The sequence below is a fragment of the Arthrobacter sp. UYP6 genome, from assembly GCF_040547315.1.
In the GTDB taxonomy this organism is placed as follows: Bacteria; Actinomycetota; Actinomycetes; order Actinomycetales; family Micrococcaceae; genus Arthrobacter_B.
In genome coordinates this window covers 1-18,157 of record NZ_JBEPPM010000012.1, presented here as the reverse complement: position 1 = coordinate 18,157, position 18,157 = coordinate 1, and the positions used below count along the sequence as shown (strand labels likewise).

Genomic DNA, 18,157 nt, shown 5'->3' with positions numbered 1-18,157 from the left:
GACGCGCGGCGTGTCGAGGCATTTCTGCAAAGTCCGGTCAATCTCGCTAGCATCAGGGGTAACGCAGATCACAATGGCGTGGTCTGCGTCTCGCTTTCACACGTCACGTATGGCGGTCATCAGGGGAGAACGCTGAACTTTTCCGCCTGGGATTTGCGGCCCTGAACAATGATCTGGTCATCACTGTACAACACCGTTTGCGCCGTGGTGTGGCCCCATGTGCCCCCGGGCCGTTTCACGGCGACAACGGTGACGCCGTACTTGTCCCGGATCCCGAGCACGCCCAACGGCCGGTCACTGACGGCCGATGACGGGCTGGTGCGGATCATGACAAAGTCATCCTCGAATTCCACGTAATCAAGAATCGAGCCCAGGACCAAGTGCGCCACACGCCGGCCCATGTCATGCTCCGGCCGGATCACGTGCTCCACACCGAGCTGGCCCAGGATCTCAGCGTGGGGTTCGCTGATGGCTTTCGCCCAGATCTGAGGACGCTGGAACTTCAGGATCCGGGAGGTGGTGAGGATGCTGGCTTCGAGGTCCGAGCCGATGCCCACCACGGCACGGTCGAATTCATGGACCGAAAGCTGGCGCAGAACCTCTTCCTTGGTGGAGTCGGCCCGCACCACGTGGGTGAGGCGCCCGTTATAGGACTGGACAACCTCTTCGCTGGCATCGATGCCAAGCACCTCAGTTCCCTGCGCCTCCAGTTCCAGGGCTAGCGATCCGCCGAAGCGGCCGAGGCCGATGACTACCACCGAGGATGCCTTATCAGCTGCGGCATCGGAGCGGGACGAGAAGATGTTCCTAGCCAATGAGGGGCCTTTCCTTGGGGAATTCGTACAGCATAGGGCGTTCGCGCAGGGCCAGGGCCGCCCCCAGCGTGACGGGCCCCAGCCTCCCAACGAACATGAGCAGGATCAGCACGAGCTGTCCGGCCGGAGGGAGTGCAGCGGTGATTCCGGCGGACAATCCGACTGTGGCGAAGGCCGAAACAACCTCGAACAGGAGCCGTTCCTGCCCAAAATCGGTGATCATCATCAGGAACATCGTGGCCCCGGTGACAAGGGCGATCGCCAGCAGCACCACGGTAATGGCCTGCCGGTGCACTCCGCGGGAGAGCCGCTTGCCGAAGATATTCACCGCCGTTCCGCCTTGCAGTTCGGTCTTCAGGATGAAGAACAGGACGGCAAACGTGGTGATCTTCAGGCCGCCGGCTGTACCAGCCGGGCCGCCGCCAATGAACATCATGATGTCCATGCCCAGCCACGACACCGGGTTCATCTGGGTGATGTCAATACTGTTAAACCCTGCGGTGCGGGTAATGACGGACTGGAAAAAGCCGGCCAGCATACGCTCAGCCGGAGGCAGGCCGCCCAAAGTGGCCGGGTTGGTCCACTCGACGGCGGTGAGGAACATGGTTCCGCCCGCCAGGAGGATGCCCGAGCCGACTAGGACGAGTTTGGTGTTCATACTCCAGTGGATGGGACGTCGGTATTGCCGGCCCAGCTCAAAAAGGACCGGAAATCCGAGTCCGCCGATTATCACGGCGGCAGCGATCGGCAGGCAGATCCAGGGGTCTCCGACGAACCCCATCAGATTATCCGAGTACAGGGCAAAGCCGGCGTTGTTAAAGGAGGAGATGGAGTGGAAAATGCCATGCCAGAGAGCTCTTCCCAGCCCGTAGCCGTATTCCGCCGCAAAGCGGAGCGTGAGAATCAAGGCCAGCACTGCTTCCACAAGCACGCTGATGAGGAGAACTCCAACCACCACACGCCGGACGTCGCCGAAGCCGCTGCTTTTGGTCTCCGCGGCAGCGGATATGCGGGACTTCAGACCCAGCCGGCGTGCGGTCAGGACGCCAAGCAGTGTACCGAAGGACATCACGCCGAAGCCGCCAATCTGGATGAGCGCCAGGATGACCAGCTGGCCGAAGCCAGTCCAGAAGACGGGCGTGTCCACGGTGATCAGGCCAGTGACGCAGATAGCTGAGGTAGCAGTGAACAGCGCCTCGAGAAAAGTTGCGCCGCCGTCTCCGGCCTTGGCCATCGGGAGCATCAGCAGGCTGGTCCCAACGGCAACAGCTCCGGCGAACCCCAACACTATGACTTGGGCGGGATGTCGGGGTGCAAACGCGCGACGGGCTGTGGACAGAATCACCGGGGTTCTTCCGGCGGCTGCTGAAGTGGTGTTCGCGAGGGAGGCCAAGCCGCTCTTGGCAGCGCGAACAAAGTGCATGGCCGTCACGTTATCACCGGAAAACAGCGGACCCTCGCACAGGGAGCGTGCCGGTGAAATGTCGGCACATGTGGAGCGCTGCGCGGGCTCAGCTAGCGCAGCGGGTTAAACGGACGAATCTGGTCGGGGACCTCACCGCTGACGATCTGCTGCGCCAGCAGTTTCCCGGTGGCAGGGCCCAGCACAATGCCCCACATCCCGTGGCCGCCGGCTACGAACACGCCAGGGGAACGGGTTGCACCGATAACGGGCAGCCCGTCCGGGGTCACGGGCCGCGCACCCACCCAAATGTCCTGCAGGTCCGCCAAATCCATGCGGGTGAACAGCGGACGCACAGAGGCCAGAATGGCCTCGATCCGGCCGGTCTGAAGGGGTTCATCCGGACCGCGGAACTCCATGGTTCCGGCGATCCGGAGCCGCCCCTGATACGGGGTGCACGCCACCCGACGGGCAGGGAAATAGATGGGAAACTCGGCCGGATCGTCAGTGGCCACGCTGAAGGAATATCCGCGTCCCGCCTGTACCGAGGTCCGCACGCCCAAGGGTTTGGCCAGCCGGGGCAGCCAGGCTCCGGTAGCCAGCACAACGACGTCGGCGGTCACGGGAGCCGCCGCGTAGGTCTCCACGGAGATTCCCGCCGGACCATGCCGCAGCGATCGGACCTCGGCACCGGTGACGATGCTGCCGCCGCGGGCCCGCACGGAGTCCGCCAGAGCCTGAACGAACGGTCCGGGCTCGATAAACCGCTGGCCGCCCATTGAATAGACGGTTGAAACGTTGTCCGACAGCTGCGGGACCTTCGCCTGCGCGTCTTCCAGCAATGTCAGCGGAACGGCTTGTCCCGCCGCCTCCACATGCGCAATTTCGCGGGTGAAGGGCAGGCTCTGGGGCGCCGACTCGAAGCCGATAATGAAGGGTCCTTTCCTGGTCTCGGACCGGACCCCCGCGGAGGTCAGCTCATCAAAGGACTCCAGGGCCATCTGATCGATCGGGGTCAGTGCGGCCATGGCTTTGGACCAGGCACGCGGCGTGGCATGGGCGGCAAAGCGCGCCAGGAAGCTCCACAGCTGCGGGTCCAGCCGTGCCGGAATGTGCAGGGGCGCGCTCGGGTCCAGCAGGGCCTTGGCACCGTAGGACCAAAGCGAGGGATCAGAGAGCGGCATGGCCATGCCGGGGGTCAACCAGCCGGCATTGCCCCAGGACGCTCCGGCGGCCACGCCTGAACGATCCAAAACGGTGACGTCGAGGCCGCGTTCCTGAAGATGCCAGGCGGTGGCGAGCCCCACCATTCCGGCTCCGACGACGACGGCACTGCGGGGAGCGGCGGCACGGGGATACATACGGGAACTCCTCAAAAGCGGGGACTGAGCACTTGGTGCCATCCTGAAGATCAGTTACCCCGAAAGCAACGAAATCGACAAGAATTCTGTTTAGACTGCCGATCATGGCTAAAGGTTCAAAAATGAAGGCTTCCCGGATTGCCGGATCGAAGAAACAGCGGCCCGCCGGTAGTGCTGCACCCGCGCTGCAGGCTTCCGTCCTTCCAGCCCCGGTGACAGGGCTGGATGCCATTGACCTGTCCATTGTGGCGCTGCTGCAGGCCGACGCCAGGATGGCCAACAACGCCGTGGCCTCCGCCGTCGGCATAGCACCGTCCACCTGCCACGGAAGGATCAAATCACTGCAGGAGCGCGGCGTTATCCGGGGCTTTCACGCAGCAATTGATCCGGCCGCCGTCGGGCGCGGGCTCCAGGCGCTGATCGCCATTCGGCTCCACGCCCACGCGCGTTCAAACCTGGCCACCTTCAAACAGTATTTGGCGCAGCTGCCGGGGGTGGAGAGCATTTTTTTCGTCACGGGGGACCGGGATTTTCTCATCCACGTGGCGCTGGCAAATTCGGAGGCGCTGCGGGACCTGGTGGCGCACAACCTCAGCGTTCATCCGGAGGTGGCCGGAACCAACACCAGCGTCATCTTTGAATACGTCTCGGTGGAACGGAGCATCTCTGCCGGTTAGCTCTTTGGCTTCACCACAGGGAAACGTCCGCTGGGCTCCTCGCCCTCTTCAAAGTGGCTGGATGCAGGCCCAACAATCAACGGATCAGGGGCATGGGCAACCGAGATGTCCTTATTGGGATAGTCGACGCTGTGCAGCACAAACCGCATGGCTTCCAGCCTGGCCCGCTTCTTGTCATTGGACTTCACCACGGTCCACGGGGCGTCGCCGGTATCCGTGTAGAAGAACATGGCTTCCTTGGCCTCGGTGTAGTCGTCCCACTTGTCCAGGCTGGCGAGGTCCGTGGGGGAGAGCTTCCACTGTTTCACGGGGTCTGTTTCACGGGCGGCGAACCGGGCCACCTGTTCCGCCCGCCCCACGGAAAACCACAGCTTGTTGAGCAGTACGCCCGAGTTCACGAGCATGCGCTCCAGTTCAGGCACTTCGCGCATGAACTCCAGGTACTGGGCAGGGGTGCAGTATCCCATGACGCGTTCCACACCGGCCCGGTTGTACCAGGACCGGTCCATCATGACGATTTCACCGCCGCTGGGAAGCCTGGCAACGTAGCGCTGGAAATACCATTGGGTGCGCTCGCTGTCTGTGGGCTTTTCCAGCGCCACAATTCGGGCGCCACGGGGATTCATATGCTCGTTGAAGCGCTTGATCGCTCCGCCTTTACCCGCCGCATCACGGCCCTCAAAAATGAGGAGCATCTTTTGGCCGGTTTCCTTAACCCACAGCTGCATTTTCAGAAGTTCAATCTGCAGGGCCCGTTTCTGCTTGTCATAGCTGCGCCGGCTGAGCTTCTTGTCGTACGGGTAGTTGTACCGCCAGGCTTCGTCGTCGGCGACGGCCGTGATTTTCTTGCTCTTGACTTTGAGATCGCGCAACTCATCGAGCTCGTCGGCGTAGTCCTGCGTCAGGGAAATCTGCTTCTCCCGCTCGGGTGGCCTGAGGTCTCCGGAAGCCTGGCCTCCTGCCAGTTTCTTATCCTCATCCTTGACGGTGGTCTTGTTCGTAGCCATGGGCATCTCCTGCACGCGCGGACGGTGATAACCGAATCTACGTCGCCACAGCAGGTCAGGGAAGGGCTAGCGCAGCCGGATTATCAGTTGAACTGAGTATCGAAACGTTTCATGAACGCCGCCATCGCGTCACGCTTCACGGCGGTCAAGGGACGGTACGTGCTGGTGCCGTTGGGCTCGGTCCACCCGGTGGAGATCCCGGTGGACGCCAACCAGGAAATCTCTTTGTAGAACTGGTTGTTTTTCGCGACGTCCCTGAAGGGAGCTTTTCCGGGAGGCGTGAAGTCGGGCGAATCGGCATACCGGTACATAAAGGCAGCCATGGCGTCACGGTTTACCGATTGACGCGGCCGGTATGTCTTGGTGCCGTTGCTTTCCAGCCAGCCGGTGGAAATCTCTTCCGCTGCCAGCCAGGCGATCTCCCGGTAGAACTGGTTGCTGGTCGAAACGTCAGCGAACGGAGATTTCTTCGGCGCAGTAAATTTCGGGCTGCCGGCCAAACGATACATAAAGGCTGCCATCGCGTCTCGGTTCACGGAGTCCAGCGGGCGGTAGGTCCTGCTTCCGTTGGCCTCGGTCCAGCCGGTGGAGATGCCCGCGGCGGCCATCCAGCCCATTTCATCGGAGAACAGCATGCTGTGTGGCACATCGGCGAAGGGGGAGGCCACGGAGGCTACAGCAGCGGCGGCGTCCAGCAGCTCCGGACCGCAGTGCGGGAAGCAGGTTCCGGGAAGGGTGCGGGCCGTTTCCTTCAGGGCCGCCTCCACCTGCGCGGGCTTCAGCCCCGGGTCCGCCGCCAACAGGAGCGCGGCTGTTCCGGCCACATGCGGCGCCGCCATGGAGGTTCCCTGATAGAACTCGTAGCCCTCGGCCGCCGGCACCGATGTGCCGGTGTTCACGGTTGAGAGGATCCCCCCGGCAGGGTCAGTGAAAGTGTTGCCGCCGGGGGCCATGACATCCACCAACGGACCATAGTTTGAGTAGACCGCGCGGGAGCCGTTCGCATCTGTTGCACCCACCACGACGACGTCCCGGCAGTTGGCCGGCTGGCTCCGGTCAGCGGCGATGCCGTCATTGCCTGCCGCCGCCACAACAACGGCTCCGCGGCCCACCGCGAAGTCGATCGCCTCCTGCATGGCGCCGGAGCAGGTGCTCACTCCGCCAAGGCTCAGGTTAATGACACGGGCAGGCGTGGGATTGGACGGAGCGCCGGGCAGCTGTCCGCCGGCGGCCCAGATGATGCCGTCTGAAATATCGGACATGTATCCGCCGCAGGTGCCAAGCGCCCGGACGGGAAGAATCAGGGCTCCGGGGGCAACACCGCTGATGCCCACTCGGTTGTTGGCCGTCGCGGCGATGATGCCTGAAACATGGGTGCCATGCCAGGTAGACGGGGCGCCCACGGTTCTGCCGCACGCACCGGCCGGGTACCAGTCGCCCTCATCGCGCGGATCGGCGTCGCGCCCGTTGCCGTCACCGGCAACTGCCGGATCAGTAATCACGTCGTAACCCGGGAGGAGCTTGGACCGAAGCTCGGTGTGCGCGGTGATGCCCGTATCCACGACGGCCACCACCTGGCGCTCGCCGGTGGAGACGTTCCACGCGGCCGCCACATTGGCTCCGCCTCCCGCAGCCTGTAGATTCCACTGCTGCGGATAGCGGGGGTCATTGGGGGTCACTGCCGCCGGATGCAGCAGGATATCCGGCTCCACGGACTCGATGTTGGGGTTGGCTGCCAGGGTGCCGACGACGGCGGCAGTTTCTTCCGTGCTGAGCTCGCGGTCCACTTCGATGACGGTTGCTCCCGCGGCGGTCTGGTGAAGCTCGGTCACCGAGGTCTCCAGCGGCTCGGCGGCCTGAACATAGGACTGCGCCCGGTCGTGGCCGGAAAGCGAAGACCTGTTGGTGAACTTCACAATGAAACGGTTGGTCCCGGTTTCCGGAGCGGCGTCCGGTGCCGGCGTTTGCTCTACCTGGCTGACTGCCACTGCCGGTCCTGCCACCAGCGTGCCGCCGGTGAGCAGGAGAACAGCTGCCCCGGCCACGGCACGGACCAGGACGCGGGGACAGAGGATCTTCGCCAAGGGTGTTCCTGTTCAAACGGGGTTCCGGACGGGCAAGGGCTCCGCCGGGGAAAGACGATCCTGGCCTCATGCACGCCTGGAATGCGGCGTCTGCCGCGAATGCTGACTCTATCCCGTCGCCCCGGTAGCGCCTACCGGAGTGTTTCTCCGGCAGAAATCAACAGTCCACTGTGCTAAGAGAAGCGGCGGCGGCGCGGAATCGAAAGCTGCAGACCTTTCTTCATTCATAATGAATACCGATGACTTCTCTACGCACCAAAGTTCTGTCCCTTGCCGCTCTGCCCGCTCTTTTGTTCGGATCCGCCGCCTGCACTCCGTTGACGGAGGGAAATGCGGCCCCAGGAACGGGAACCGGCCCGTCGCCGGTCCAGGAGGCAGTGGCAGGCTCGGCGCTGGAGCAGCTGGAGACGCTCCCGGTGAAGGGCCGTGCACCGAAGACCGGTTATAACCGGGATCAGTTTGGGCCCTCCTGGGCGGACGTGGACCGCAACGGGTGCGATACCCGCAACGACATCCTGGCCCGGGACCTCACCGCCGTCGTTTATAAGGACGGAACCAAGGAATGCGTGGTGGCCTCCGGCACCTTCGCCGACCCCTACACGGGCACAACCATCAGCTTTGTACGCGGCAATGACACGAGCACAGCCGTCCAGATAGACCACATCGTGGCGCTGTCCGATGCCTGGCAGAAGGGCGCCCAGCAGCTCTCCGCCGAGGAACGCCGCCAGCTCGCCAATGATCCGTTGAACCTGATGGCGGCGGACGGCCCGGCCAACGGTGCGAAGTCGGACTCCGACGCCGCCACCTGGCTGCCGTCCAACAAGGCCTTCCGCTGTGATTATGTGGCGCGCCAGGTTGCGGTCAAGGCCGAGTATGAGCTGTGGGTAACCCAGGCTGAGCACGACGCGATCGCCGGGGTCCTTTCGTCCTGCCCGGACCAGCCCGTTGCTGATACGGCCGGCGCCGGCGCTGGAGCGGTGGAGGTTGTGCCTCCCGCCGAGGCCGGAAAAGCGCCGGTCTATGCCAACTGCGCGGCCGTCAAGGCTGCCGGCGCCGCGCCCATCCGTCCCGGCGAGGCGGGCTGGGATCCCAAGTTCGACGGCGACGGCGACGGTGTGGGCTGCACCTCCTAGCCGGGCGTCATCGGAGGTTAAGGACAGCTTCTAACGGAGTGCGCCCCGGGCGCGGCCGTTAGGATGGGCAGCAGGTTCCGGTCAGGGCCGGAATGTGGTGCCTTATTACATTGGAAACAATCGTTCTCCTTTTCGAAATGTCTGGCTGTCAGGATCGGAATATGAACTCTTCCCTCACCATCGGTTACGCGGCAATGCTGGAGCAGTTCCATCCCACGGAGGCCGTGGCGCTGGCGGAATATGCCGAAAGTAAGGGCTTTTCCGGCGTCATGGCCGCAGATCATTTCCAACCCTGGGTTCCGGCGCAGGGACAGTCCGCCTTTGTCTGGAATGTTCTCTCTGCTTTAGGAGAGCGCACCAGGGGCGACATTGGCCCGGGTGTGACGGCCCCAACCTTCAGATGGCATCCGGCCATGGTGGCGCAGGCCTCGGCCACTCTGGCTGCCATGTATCCGGGCCGGCACTGGCTGGGACTGGGGTCCGGAGAGGCGCTGAACGAGCACATCACCGGACAGTACTGGCCGGAGGCGCCGGAGCGCATCAACCGCATGTTCGAAGCGATCGACATCATCACCAAGCTCTTCACGAACTCGCTGGCCGGCAAGGACGTCCGGCACAAGGGCGAGTTTTACAAGATGGAGTCCACCCGCCTGTGGACCATGCCGGAGACCGCCCCGGAGATCCTGGTGGCCACGGCCGGGCCGGTGACAGCCAAGCGGGCCGGCCGCCATGCCGACGGGCTCATTACAGTGGGCGCTCCGTTGGAGAAGATCGGAATGCTCTTTGAGCGGTTCGACGCCGGAGCCCGCGAAGCCGGCAAGGATCCGGACACCATGCCCAAGGTCCTGCAGCTGCATATGAGCTGGGCCGAGACGGACGAAGAAGCCCTCACCAACGCCATGGTGGAATGGCCCAACGGCGGCATGAAGTTCCCCAAGGGGGACATCCGGTCCCCGTTCGAGCTGGAGCAGATGGCCAAGCTGGTCCGGCCGGAGGACTTTGAAGGGCGCCTGGTTATTTCCAGCGATCCGGACCTGCACCGCGCGTACATTCAGAAATTCGTGGATCTGGGCTTTGACCGCATCTACCTGCACAACGTGGGACGAAACCAGCGCCAGTGGATCGATGTCTTTAGCCGCAGCGTCCTTCCGGCCCTGCAGCGCTGACCGATGCGCAGCATCACACTTTTTGCCGTGCCGGGCATTGGGGAAATCACCCCGGGCGCGGACCTGGCTGCCGTTATCCTGGCGGCCGCGGGCTCAGCTCCGGAGACGGCCCTGCGGCCCGGAGACATTTTGGCCGTCACCTCCAAGATTGTCTCCAAGGCCGAAGGCCGCCAAGTAGCGGCGGAGGACCGGGAACAGGCGATTACCGATGAAACGGTCCGGGTGGTGGCCAGCAAGGTCCATCCCGGAGGCGTGACCCGGATCGTGGAGAACAAGCTGGGCATCGTGTCCGCCGCGGCAGGGGTGGACAACAGCAACACGCCCGCCGGAACGGTCCTGCTGCTTCCCGTTGATCCCGACGCCTCGGCCCGGGCACTGTGCGCCGGGCTGCGGCGGGAACTGGGGTTCGACGTCGGGGTCCTTATTACCGACACCCTGGGCCGCGCCTGGCGGGAGGGGCAGACCGACGCCGCCATTGGGGCCGCCGGGATGGACGTCATGCTGGATCTGCGGGGAACAGCTGACGCCTTTGGCCAGGAGATGAAAGCCACCATGACTGCTGTTGCGGACGAGATTGCCGCGGCTGCGGATCTGGTCAAGGGCAAAACCAGCCAGTGCCCCGTGGCGGTGCTGAGGGGGCTGCCGGATTTGGTGCATCCCGAAGGGTTTTTCAGTGCTGACCGGGGCGCCCGGGCGCTGGTGAGGCCTGCGGCCCGGGACATGTTCCGGCTGGGCAGCGCCGAGGCCTGGCGGGAAGGCTACGCGGCGGCCTGCCATGACGCCGGGCTGCCGCTGCCGGGCTGGTTCACTGCCGGCGCGAACGGGACGGCACCGGCAGCGGACGGGCAGAACTAGAAGTCGGCGGCAGGGACAGGGCGATCAGCGGCCGTCCCGTCCCCGGATGTACCAGCACGTGGGCCTGCACACCGTAGACCTCCCGGATCAGGTCGGCGGTCAGCACGGTCCGCGGATCCCCGGCGGCCACCACCGCGCCGCCGGAAAGAACAATGACATGGTCGCAGTGAGCGGCCGCATGGGTGAGGTCGTGCAGGGCGGCGACGACGGCGATCCCGCGGCCGGCGAGTTCCCGCAGCAGATGCAGCGTGGTCAGCTGGGCATGCGGATCAAGGTGGTTGGTGGGTTCGTCCAGCAGCAGCAGCTGCGGCCGCTGGGCCAGCGCCCGGGCCAGCTGGACCCGCTGCCGCTGGCCGCCCGAAAGTTCGTTAAACATGCGCTCAGCCAGCTCCGGCACACCGGCGGTCTGCAGCGAGGCCAGCACCTCGGCGTCGTCCCCGCTGGTGCCAAAACCCAGCATGGACCGGTGCGGCATGGTGCCCAGCGACACGACGTCGCGCACGGTCAGGGGTGAGTCGGTGCCGGACTCCTGCTCGGCCAGGGCCGCAATCCGGGCGCGCTCCCGGCGCGGCCGGCGCAGCAGATCCCGGCCCTCCCACAGCACGCTGCCTGCGCGCACGGGCACTACGCCGGCCAGCGCCCGCAGCAGCGTGGACTTGCCGGCACCGTTGGGCCCCACCAGAGCCGAAAGGGTACCGGCCGGCACCGTACAGTCCACCCCGTCCACCACCAGCCTCCCGCCGAGCCGGACCGCCAGATCAGCGGCGCGCAGGGCCTTCACGTCCGGCTTGGCTGCCTGCCCGATGCTCATGCCCCGCCCTTCCGCCGGGCCAGCACGTACGCGAACACCGGTGCGCCAATCACGGCTGTCACCACGCCCACCGGCAGCTCACGGGGTTCAAAGGCGGCACGGGCCGCCGTATCCGCCCAGATCAGGAACACCGCGCCGAGCAGCGCGGACAGCGGCAGCAGAGCGCGGTGACCCGGACCGGCAATGAGCCGGACCACATGGGGGAACACCAGGCCAATGAAGCCGATCGATCCGCTGACCGAAACCATGGCGCCGGTCAGCAGGGCCGTCGCGGCGAGCATGCTCCACCGCACGGCTCCAACGTTGATGCCCAGGGCCGAGGCGGCGTCGTCGCCGAAGGCAAACCCGTCCAGGATGCGGGCGGTGCCCAGCAGCGGCAGGCCCACCAGCAGCAGGGCGCCGGTGGCTATGCCCACACTGGACCACTGGGTGCCGCTCAGTGAACCCAGCAGCCAGCCCAGAATATTCCGGTAGGAATCGCCGGTGGCGGTCCAGAAGATCACCAAACTGGTCAGGGCGCTGCCCAGGGAGGAGACCGCCACTCCGGCCAGGACGGTGCGGGACGGTGTCAGTCCGCCCGCCAGTCGAGCCAGCAGCAGGGTTGCGGCCAGCGCGGCCAGGGCGCCGATGAACGCCGCCAGCGGCAGCAGCAGCTGGGCGCCCAGCAGGACTACGCAGACCGCCCCCAGTGAAGCGCCGGAGGACAGGCCCAGCAGGTACGGATCGGCCAGCGCGTTGCGGGTCAGCGCCTGCATGACCGCGCCGCTCACTGCCAGGCCGGCGCCCACTGCCGCCGCGGTCAGGACCCGGGGCAGCCGCAGTTCCCAGATAATGCCGTCCTGCAGGGCGGACAGCGGGCTGGTGCCAAGCCCAAGGTGGGAGAGGATGGAACGGAAAGCGTCCGCCACGCCAATGTCCGCCGGGCCCACGGTCGCGGCGGCGGCGATGGATAGCACCAGCGACGCGGCCAGCACCGCCGTCGCCGTGCCCGTGCGGAAGCGGCGTCTGCCCCGCGGGGGAGCCGGCTCCGCTGGCTCCGGGGTGAGGGCGGCGGCTTCCCCGCGGGCCAGGCGGACGGTGGTCACTGCAGCTTCGCGAGCTGGTCGTTGAGGTCCGCCACGGCGTCGGTGTTGCGGACGCCGGCCTCGCCGGCGGCGAAGGGAAGGACCAGATAGCGCTCGTTGATGACCGCGTCCATCCCCGCCGTGGCCGGGTTGGCCGCCAGCAGCTCCTTCTTGGATTCGGCGGTGTTCCGGTCCGCATCCGCCAGGACGATCACGTCCGGGTTGGCCGCCACCACGGTTTCCCAGCTCAGCGAAGCCCAGGCATCTTCCACCGAGCCGGCAATGTTCTCCAGGCCCAGCGTCTCCATCATCATCTGCGGTGCACCCAAACCTGCTCCCGCGTACGGAGTGTCCCGGCCCGAGGAGAACCAAAACGCGGTCCGGCCGGCTCCGGCAGGCTCAATCCCGGCCAGGACCTTCCGCTGCTCGGCCACCAGATCAGCGGCTGCCTCCGGAGCGCCCAGAAGATTACCGGCCTCGACGATGTCATCAAAAACGGCCTCGAAGGTCAGTTTGCCCGGCGCCCCTTCCTCCCGGCAGGCTGCCGGGGACACATAGGTGCTGATGCCGAGGGAGGCCAGGGCATCCCGCTCGCCGGCGGCGTCGGCGCTCAGGTTTGATTCCCAGCCGGCGTAGATGAAGTCGGGTTCACGCTCCAGCACCACCTCCTGCGAGGGTGCCGCGTCGGACAGGGACGGAATCCCTTCCGCGGCCGCCGCCAATGACGGAGGAACGGGGCCGTCCAGGAATGCCGTGCCCACCACTTTGCTGCCCAGTCCCAGGGCCAGAACTGTTTCCAGGGAGGTGGATTTAATGGCCACAATGCGTTCGGGCGGGGCGGTAAGGGTGACATCGGTGCCGCAGTTGGACACGAAGATCGGGTACGACGACGGCGGGCCCGGCGCTGCGGCAGCCGTCCCGTCCCCGCCATCGGGCTGCGCTGCAGGGCTTTCGGCCTGCGCCGCAGGGCCGGGGGACGCGGCACAGCCGGCCAGGGCCAGCAGGCTGGCAGCAAGGAACAGGGAAAGGCCGGGCATAAGGAAAGGGGAGGGTTTAGGTGATCGGTTCATAGTTCCTCGTGGTTTTGGTGGGGCAGCTGAGGGATCTATGGTCCAAATCCAGACCGGCGCTACCGGCCATTCGAGCCGGTGATCTGTGCAGAACGCTAGCATCACTTTGTTTCCGGATCATTCCTCTGCCGGCCGGTAACTCTTCCGCCAATACCTGCACCGGCCTGGAAAAGCCGCAGCAGCAAACCCTTGCGGGTTCCCGGACAAGGGCGAAGGATGAACCCACGCCGCGGCAATGACGCCCCAGCTTTAACGCCGCGGAAATGTTGGGGAAACGTTCGGCACAAAGACTGGTAAAGGCCCGTGAAAGGGCGCATCGGCACCGCGGCACTGCAGCCGCAATGAGGAGGCACAATGACCATCATCCGCACAGCCCTGACCCAGACAACGTGGACCGGGGATGAAGAATCCATGGTTGCCAAGCATGAGGAGTTTGTCCGAAAGGCAGCTGCCGAGGGCGCGCAGATCATTTGTTTCCAGGAACTCTTCCACGGCCCGTACTTCGGAATTGTGCAGGACAACAAGTACTACGACTATGCGCAGAAGGTTCCCGGCCCCCTCACCGAGCGGTTCTCGAAACTTGCCGCCGAACACAACATGGTCATCATCCTGCCCATTTATGAAGAGGAGCAGCCCGGAATCCTTTACAACACGGCAGCAGTTATAGATGCCGACGGAACGTATCTGGGCAAATACCGCAAAAACCACATTCCCCATGTTGATAAGTTCTGGGAGAAGTTCTATTTCCGGCCGGGAAACATGGGCTGGCCGGTGTTCAACACCGCCGTAGGCGCCGTGGGCGTGACCATCTGCTACGACCGCCACTTCCCCGAAGGCTGGCGTGTCCTGGGACTGAACGGGGCCCAACTCGTGTTCAACCCGAACGCCTCCAAGCCGGGGCTCTCCAACCGGCTCTGGGAACTGGAACAGCCCACCGCCGCGGCGGCGAACGGCTATTACGTGGTGGTGCCCAACCGGGTGGGCAGTGAGACCAATGAATTCGGTGATGAGGCCGTTGATTTCTACGGCACCTCCTACGTTGTTGATCCGCAGGGGAACTACGTGGGGGAGCTGGGGAGCCGCCACAACGAGGAGCTGATGATCCGCGACCTGGACATGGACCTGGTGCGCACCGCCCGCAACAACTGGCAGTTCTACCGCGACCGCCGGCCGGACGCCTATACGCCCATCACCAACCCGTAGACCGGCAGTTCCGCCAGCCCGTTCCTGGCTGGACATCGCAGCAGGACAGCAGTCAGACAAGGGAGTCGTTTTGAGTACAACACTGATCACCGGAGGAACAGTTGTTACCTCCACCGGCCGCAGCGAAGCGGACGTCCTCATTGACGGGGAGAAGATCGCGGCGGTACTCGCACCCGGGTCCACCCTGCTCGGCCATGACCTGGCCGGCTCCGTGGATACGGTCCTGGACGCCCGCGGCAAGTATGTGGTTCCCGGCGGCATTGATGCGCACACCCACATGCAGATGCCGTTCGGCGGCACTGAAGCCTCCGACACCTTTGAAACCGGCACCCGCGCCGCCGCCTGGGGAGGGACCACGACGATCGTGGACTTCGCGATCCAGCGGTACGGCGAGCGGGTGATGGACGGCCTGGAGGCGTGGCATGAGAAGGCCGCCGGGGAATGCGCCGTCGACTACGGCTTCCATCAGATTGTGGGGGACGTCAACGATGATTCGCTCAAGGCCATGGCCGGGCTCATCGATGAGGGGGTATCCAGCTACAAACTGTTCATGGCCTATCCGGGGGTCTTCTACAGCGATGACGCGCAGATCTACAAGGCCATGCGGGTGGGAGCCGAAACCGGCCTGATGACCATGATGCACGCCGAAAACGGCCCCGCCATTGACGCCATGGTCACCGAACTGCTGGCCCAGGGCAAAACCGATCCCTACTACCACGGGGTGGCGCGGGCCTGGCAGATGGAGGAGGAAGCCACGCACCGGGCCATCATGCTGGCCAACCTCACCAACGCGCCCCTGTATGTGGTCCACGTTTCGGCGAAGCAGGCGGTGGAGCAGCTGGCCGCCGCCCGGGACAACGGCCAGAACGTGTTCGGCGAAACCTGCCCGCAGTACCTGTACCTGAATCTGGAGGACCAGCTCGGCGCCGAGGGTTTTGAAGGGGCCAAATGGGTGTGTTCCACACCGCTGCGTTCCAAGCACGAGCATCATCAGGACCACATGTGGCAGGCACTGCGCACCAACGATATCCAGATGGTGGCCACCGACCACTGCCCGTTCTGCATGAAGGGGCAAAAAGACCTGGGCCAGGGGGACTTCTCCAAAATCCCCAACGGCATCGGCTCGGTGGAGCACCGCATGGACCTGATGTACCAGGGGGTGGTGGACGGCAGGATCAGCCTTGAGCGCTGGGTGGAAATCACCAGCACCACGCCGGCGCGCATGTTTGGCATGTACGGCACCAAAGGCGTGATCGCCCCGGGAGCCGATGCCGACGTCGTGATCTATGACCCCAACGGCCACACCTCCATAGGACTGGAGAAGACCCATCACATGAACATGGACTACTCGGCGTGGGAAGGCTACGAGATTGACGGGCACGTGGACACCGTGCTGTCCCGCGGGCGGGTCCTCATCAATGACAACGAATACCTGGAATCCAAGGGCCACGGCCGCTACGTCCGCCGTGCCCCCAGCCAGTACCTGATTTAGGCCAGTACCTTACAAGGAGCGGAACAGCATGGAATTTGGTGCAGTACTTCAGTGCAACCCGCCCGCCGCCCGTACAGTGGCGCTCGCAAAAAGGGCCGAGGAGTATGGGTTCGACTACGTCTGGACGTTCGACTCGCACATCCTGTGGCAGGAACCGTATGTGATTTACAGCCAGATCCTGGCCGAAACGCAAAACATCAAAGTGGGGCCCATGGTCACCAACCCGGCCACCAGGGACTGGACAGTGACCGCCTCCACCTACGCCACGCTGAACTCGATGTACGGCAACCGGACAGTGTGCGGCATCGGCCGCGGTGACTCCGCACTGCGGGTGAGCGGCGGATCGCCCACCACGCTCAAGACGCTGCGCGAGGCGATCCACGTGATCCGCGAGCTGGCAAACTCCCGGCCCGTGGAATACAACGGGCGGACCATCCAGTTTCCGTGGAGCACCGGCTCGGAGCTGGAAATGTGGGTGGCAGCCTACGGACCCCTGGCGCTGAAACTTACCGGTGAAGTGGGGGACGGGTTCATCCTGCAGCTGGCGGATCTGGACATTGCCGAATGGATGATCGCCACTGTGCGCACCGCTGCGGCCGCGGCCGGCCGCGATCCGATGGCGATCAAGTTCTGCGTGGCGGCGCCCATGTATATAGGGGATGACTGGGAGCACATGCGGGACCAGTGCCGCTGGTTCGGCGGGATGGTGGGCAACCATGTGGCGGACATTGTGTCCAAATATGGTGCCGATGCCGCGGTGCCGCAGGCGCTGACCGATTACATAGCGGGGCGGGACGGCTACGACTACAACGAACACGGCCGCGCCGGAAACACTCACACCGCATTTGTGCCGGACGAGATTGTGGACCGGTTCTGCCTGATGGGCACCGCCGAGCAGCACATGGAAAAGCTGGAAAAGCTCCAGGCTCTGGGGGTCACCCAGTTTGCCGGCTACCTCCAGCATGACAACAAGGAGGAAACCCTGCGCGTCTACGGTGAGAGCATCATCCCGGCGCTGCGCAAGCACGTGAGCGCAACCTCATGAGCAGCGCATGAGCTCGGCGGCTGGGGCGGCGGGGCCGGCGGGGCCGGCGGCCAGGATTGGCTGGGCGGCCGGCGGAGTCCTGGCTCCGGTGCTGCTCTGGGAAGGGTACAAGTTTGCCGGACCCGAAAGCGGTGTCAGCCTTGCCGGCATGCCGCTGCTGCCGCGGACCTCCGACCTGGCCATGCCGCATATCTGGACCATGCTTGCGCGGCTGGCCGAACCGGTCACCTCGGCTGCCGGGGCGGTGCCGCTGTGGGCCGCCGTGCTGCAGGCCGCGGCGTTCACGCTGGGGATTGCGGCGCTGGGCTGGCTGATCGGTGTGGTGGTGGGGACCGGCCTGGCCATGGTGATGCAGCGGTTCCGGTCCGCCGGATCGGCGCTGCTGCCATGGATCATCCTGAGTCAGACCGTCCCGCTGATCGCCATTGCACCGCTGGTGCGGCGCTGGGGATCGCAGCTGGAGATTGGCTCCTTCACCTGGGAAAACTGGATGTCGGTGGCGGTCATCGCCTCCTATCTGGCTTTCTTCCCGGTGGCGATCGGTGCCCTGCGCGGATTTTCCTCCCCGCAGGGCAATCATCTGGATCTGATGTACAGCTATGCCGTGGGCTGGTGGCGCAGCTTCCTGTTCCTGCGGCTCCCGGCAAGCATTCCGTTTCTGCTGCCCGCTCTGCGCCTGGCCGCGGCCAACGCCGTTATCGGTGCCGTGGTGGCGGAAGTATCGATCGGCCTCAAAGGCGGGATCGGCCGGATGATCGTGGAATACGCCGCTGCGGCCGGCGGAGATCCCGGCAAACCCTGGGCACCCATCTTCGGAGCCGTCCTTCTGGGCCTGGCAGCCGTTGCCGCCACCACCGTCCTGGGACTGTTCCTGCACGGCTAAGTCAACCGGTTAGTGCAACACGGGGTTCAGGCTGCTGCGGGTTGCAGCAGCTCAGCAAGTTTCTGAGCCGGGGTCGCCATGCCCAGGGT

Annotated in this window: 16 protein-coding genes; 8 read left to right on the top strand and 8 right to left on the bottom strand. The window is 64.9% G+C overall.

Translation table 11 applies throughout. From position 1 onward, the window contains the following. Positions 1–119: 119 nt before the first annotated feature. The 3 genes from ABIB35_RS11350 to ABIB35_RS11340 all read right to left on the bottom strand — a co-directional run bounded on the left by ABIB35_RS11350 (position 120) and on the right by ABIB35_RS11340 (position 3,578). Positions 120–815 (bottom strand): potassium channel family protein, encoded by a 696-nt coding sequence (locus ABIB35_RS11350; protein WP_354181450.1) that lies wholly within the window; start codon positions 813–815, stop codon positions 120–122. Then, entirely contained in the window at positions 808–2,238 is a 1,431-nt protein-coding gene (locus ABIB35_RS11345; protein ID WP_354181448.1) for a TrkH family potassium uptake protein, read from the bottom strand. The genes ABIB35_RS11350 and ABIB35_RS11345 overlap by 8 nt, the downstream gene beginning before the upstream one ends. Positions 2,239–2,330: 92 nt before the next feature. Continuing rightward, positions 2,331–3,578 (bottom strand): NAD(P)/FAD-dependent oxidoreductase, encoded by a 1,248-nt coding sequence (locus ABIB35_RS11340; RefSeq protein ID WP_354181446.1) that lies wholly within the window; start codon positions 3,576–3,578, stop codon positions 2,331–2,333. 104 nt (positions 3,579–3,682) lie between these two features. Between ABIB35_RS11340 and ABIB35_RS11335 the strand changes: the two genes are divergently transcribed. Continuing rightward, on the top strand, positions 3,683–4,255 hold the full coding sequence (locus ABIB35_RS11335; protein ID WP_354181444.1) for an Lrp/AsnC family transcriptional regulator: 573 nt from the start codon (positions 3,683–3,685) through the stop codon (positions 4,253–4,255). Here the strand turns inward: ABIB35_RS11335 and ppk2 are convergent. Both ppk2 and ABIB35_RS11325 read right to left on the bottom strand, forming a co-directional pair. Beyond that, positions 4,252–5,262 carry a polyphosphate kinase 2 gene (gene ppk2, locus ABIB35_RS11330; protein ID WP_354181442.1) on the bottom strand — a complete coding sequence of 337 codons (1,011 nt, stop codon included), beginning with the start codon at positions 5,260–5,262 and terminating at the stop codon, positions 4,252–4,254. The two genes, ABIB35_RS11335 and ppk2, sit on opposite strands and share 4 nt — an antisense overlap. A gap of 83 nt (positions 5,263–5,345) precedes the next feature. After that, the gene (locus tag ABIB35_RS11325; RefSeq protein ID WP_354181440.1) at positions 5,346–7,346 is read right to left on the bottom strand and encodes a S8 family serine peptidase; all 2,001 of its coding nucleotides are present in this window, start codon (positions 7,344–7,346) and stop codon (positions 5,346–5,348) included. A 239-nt stretch (positions 7,347–7,585) separates the two neighbouring features. Between ABIB35_RS11325 and ABIB35_RS11320 the strand changes: the two genes are divergently transcribed. The 3 genes from ABIB35_RS11320 to ABIB35_RS11310 all read left to right on the top strand — a co-directional run bounded on the left by ABIB35_RS11320 (position 7,586) and on the right by ABIB35_RS11310 (position 10,500). Beyond that, positions 7,586–8,479, top strand: a complete 894-nt coding sequence (locus tag ABIB35_RS11320; RefSeq protein WP_354181438.1) for a GmrSD restriction endonuclease domain-containing protein — start codon at positions 7,586–7,588, stop codon at positions 8,477–8,479. A 161-nt stretch (positions 8,480–8,640) separates the two neighbouring features. Then, the gene (locus ABIB35_RS11315) at positions 8,641–9,645 is read left to right on the top strand and encodes a TIGR03557 family F420-dependent LLM class oxidoreductase (protein WP_354181436.1); all 1,005 of its coding nucleotides are present in this window, start codon (positions 8,641–8,643) and stop codon (positions 9,643–9,645) included. Between the two features lie 3 nt (positions 9,646–9,648). Continuing rightward, the gene (locus ABIB35_RS11310) at positions 9,649–10,500 is read left to right on the top strand and encodes a coenzyme F420-0:L-glutamate ligase (protein WP_354181434.1); all 852 of its coding nucleotides are present in this window, start codon (positions 9,649–9,651) and stop codon (positions 10,498–10,500) included. On the opposite strand, the gene ABIB35_RS11305 is transcribed toward ABIB35_RS11310, so the two are convergent. From ABIB35_RS11305 to ABIB35_RS11295, 3 genes are read right to left on the bottom strand one after another with little or no spacing between them, the layout of a single operon-like run. Continuing rightward, positions 10,451–11,311 (bottom strand): ABC transporter ATP-binding protein, encoded by an 861-nt coding sequence (locus ABIB35_RS11305; RefSeq protein WP_354181432.1) that lies wholly within the window; start codon positions 11,309–11,311, stop codon positions 10,451–10,453. The two genes, ABIB35_RS11310 and ABIB35_RS11305, sit on opposite strands and share 50 nt — an antisense overlap. Then, complete coding sequence (locus tag ABIB35_RS11300) at positions 11,308–12,396, bottom strand: putative F420-0 ABC transporter permease subunit (protein ID WP_502915776.1); 1,089 nt, start codon at positions 12,394–12,396, stop codon at positions 11,308–11,310. The genes ABIB35_RS11305 and ABIB35_RS11300 overlap by 4 nt, the downstream gene beginning before the upstream one ends. Then, entirely contained in the window at positions 12,393–13,412 is a 1,020-nt protein-coding gene (locus ABIB35_RS11295; RefSeq protein WP_354181430.1) for a putative F420-0 ABC transporter substrate-binding protein, read from the bottom strand. Before ABIB35_RS11295 ends, ABIB35_RS11300 begins: the two co-directional genes overlap by 4 nt. Before the next feature lie 387 nt (positions 13,413–13,799). On the opposite strand from ABIB35_RS11295, the gene ABIB35_RS11290 reads away from it, so the two are divergent. The 4 genes from ABIB35_RS11290 to ABIB35_RS11275 all read left to right on the top strand — a co-directional run bounded on the left by ABIB35_RS11290 (position 13,800) and on the right by ABIB35_RS11275 (position 18,068). Beyond that, positions 13,800–14,648: a nitrilase-related carbon-nitrogen hydrolase gene (locus ABIB35_RS11290; protein WP_354181428.1), complete on the top strand. Its 849-nt coding sequence runs from the start codon at positions 13,800–13,802 to the stop codon at positions 14,646–14,648. A 70-nt stretch (positions 14,649–14,718) separates the two neighbouring features. After that, positions 14,719–16,140 carry a dihydropyrimidinase gene (gene hydA, locus ABIB35_RS11285; RefSeq protein WP_354181426.1) on the top strand — a complete coding sequence of 474 codons (1,422 nt, stop codon included), beginning with the start codon at positions 14,719–14,721 and terminating at the stop codon, positions 16,138–16,140. A 28-nt stretch (positions 16,141–16,168) separates the two neighbouring features. Beyond that, positions 16,169–17,185: a TIGR03842 family LLM class F420-dependent oxidoreductase gene (locus ABIB35_RS11280; protein ID WP_354181424.1), complete on the top strand. Its 1,017-nt coding sequence runs from the start codon at positions 16,169–16,171 to the stop codon at positions 17,183–17,185. Between the two features lie 7 nt (positions 17,186–17,192). Beyond that, on the top strand, positions 17,193–18,068 hold the full coding sequence (locus tag ABIB35_RS11275) for an ABC transporter permease (RefSeq protein ID WP_354181422.1): 876 nt from the start codon (positions 17,193–17,195) through the stop codon (positions 18,066–18,068). Positions 18,069–18,157: the final 89 nt, after the last annotated feature.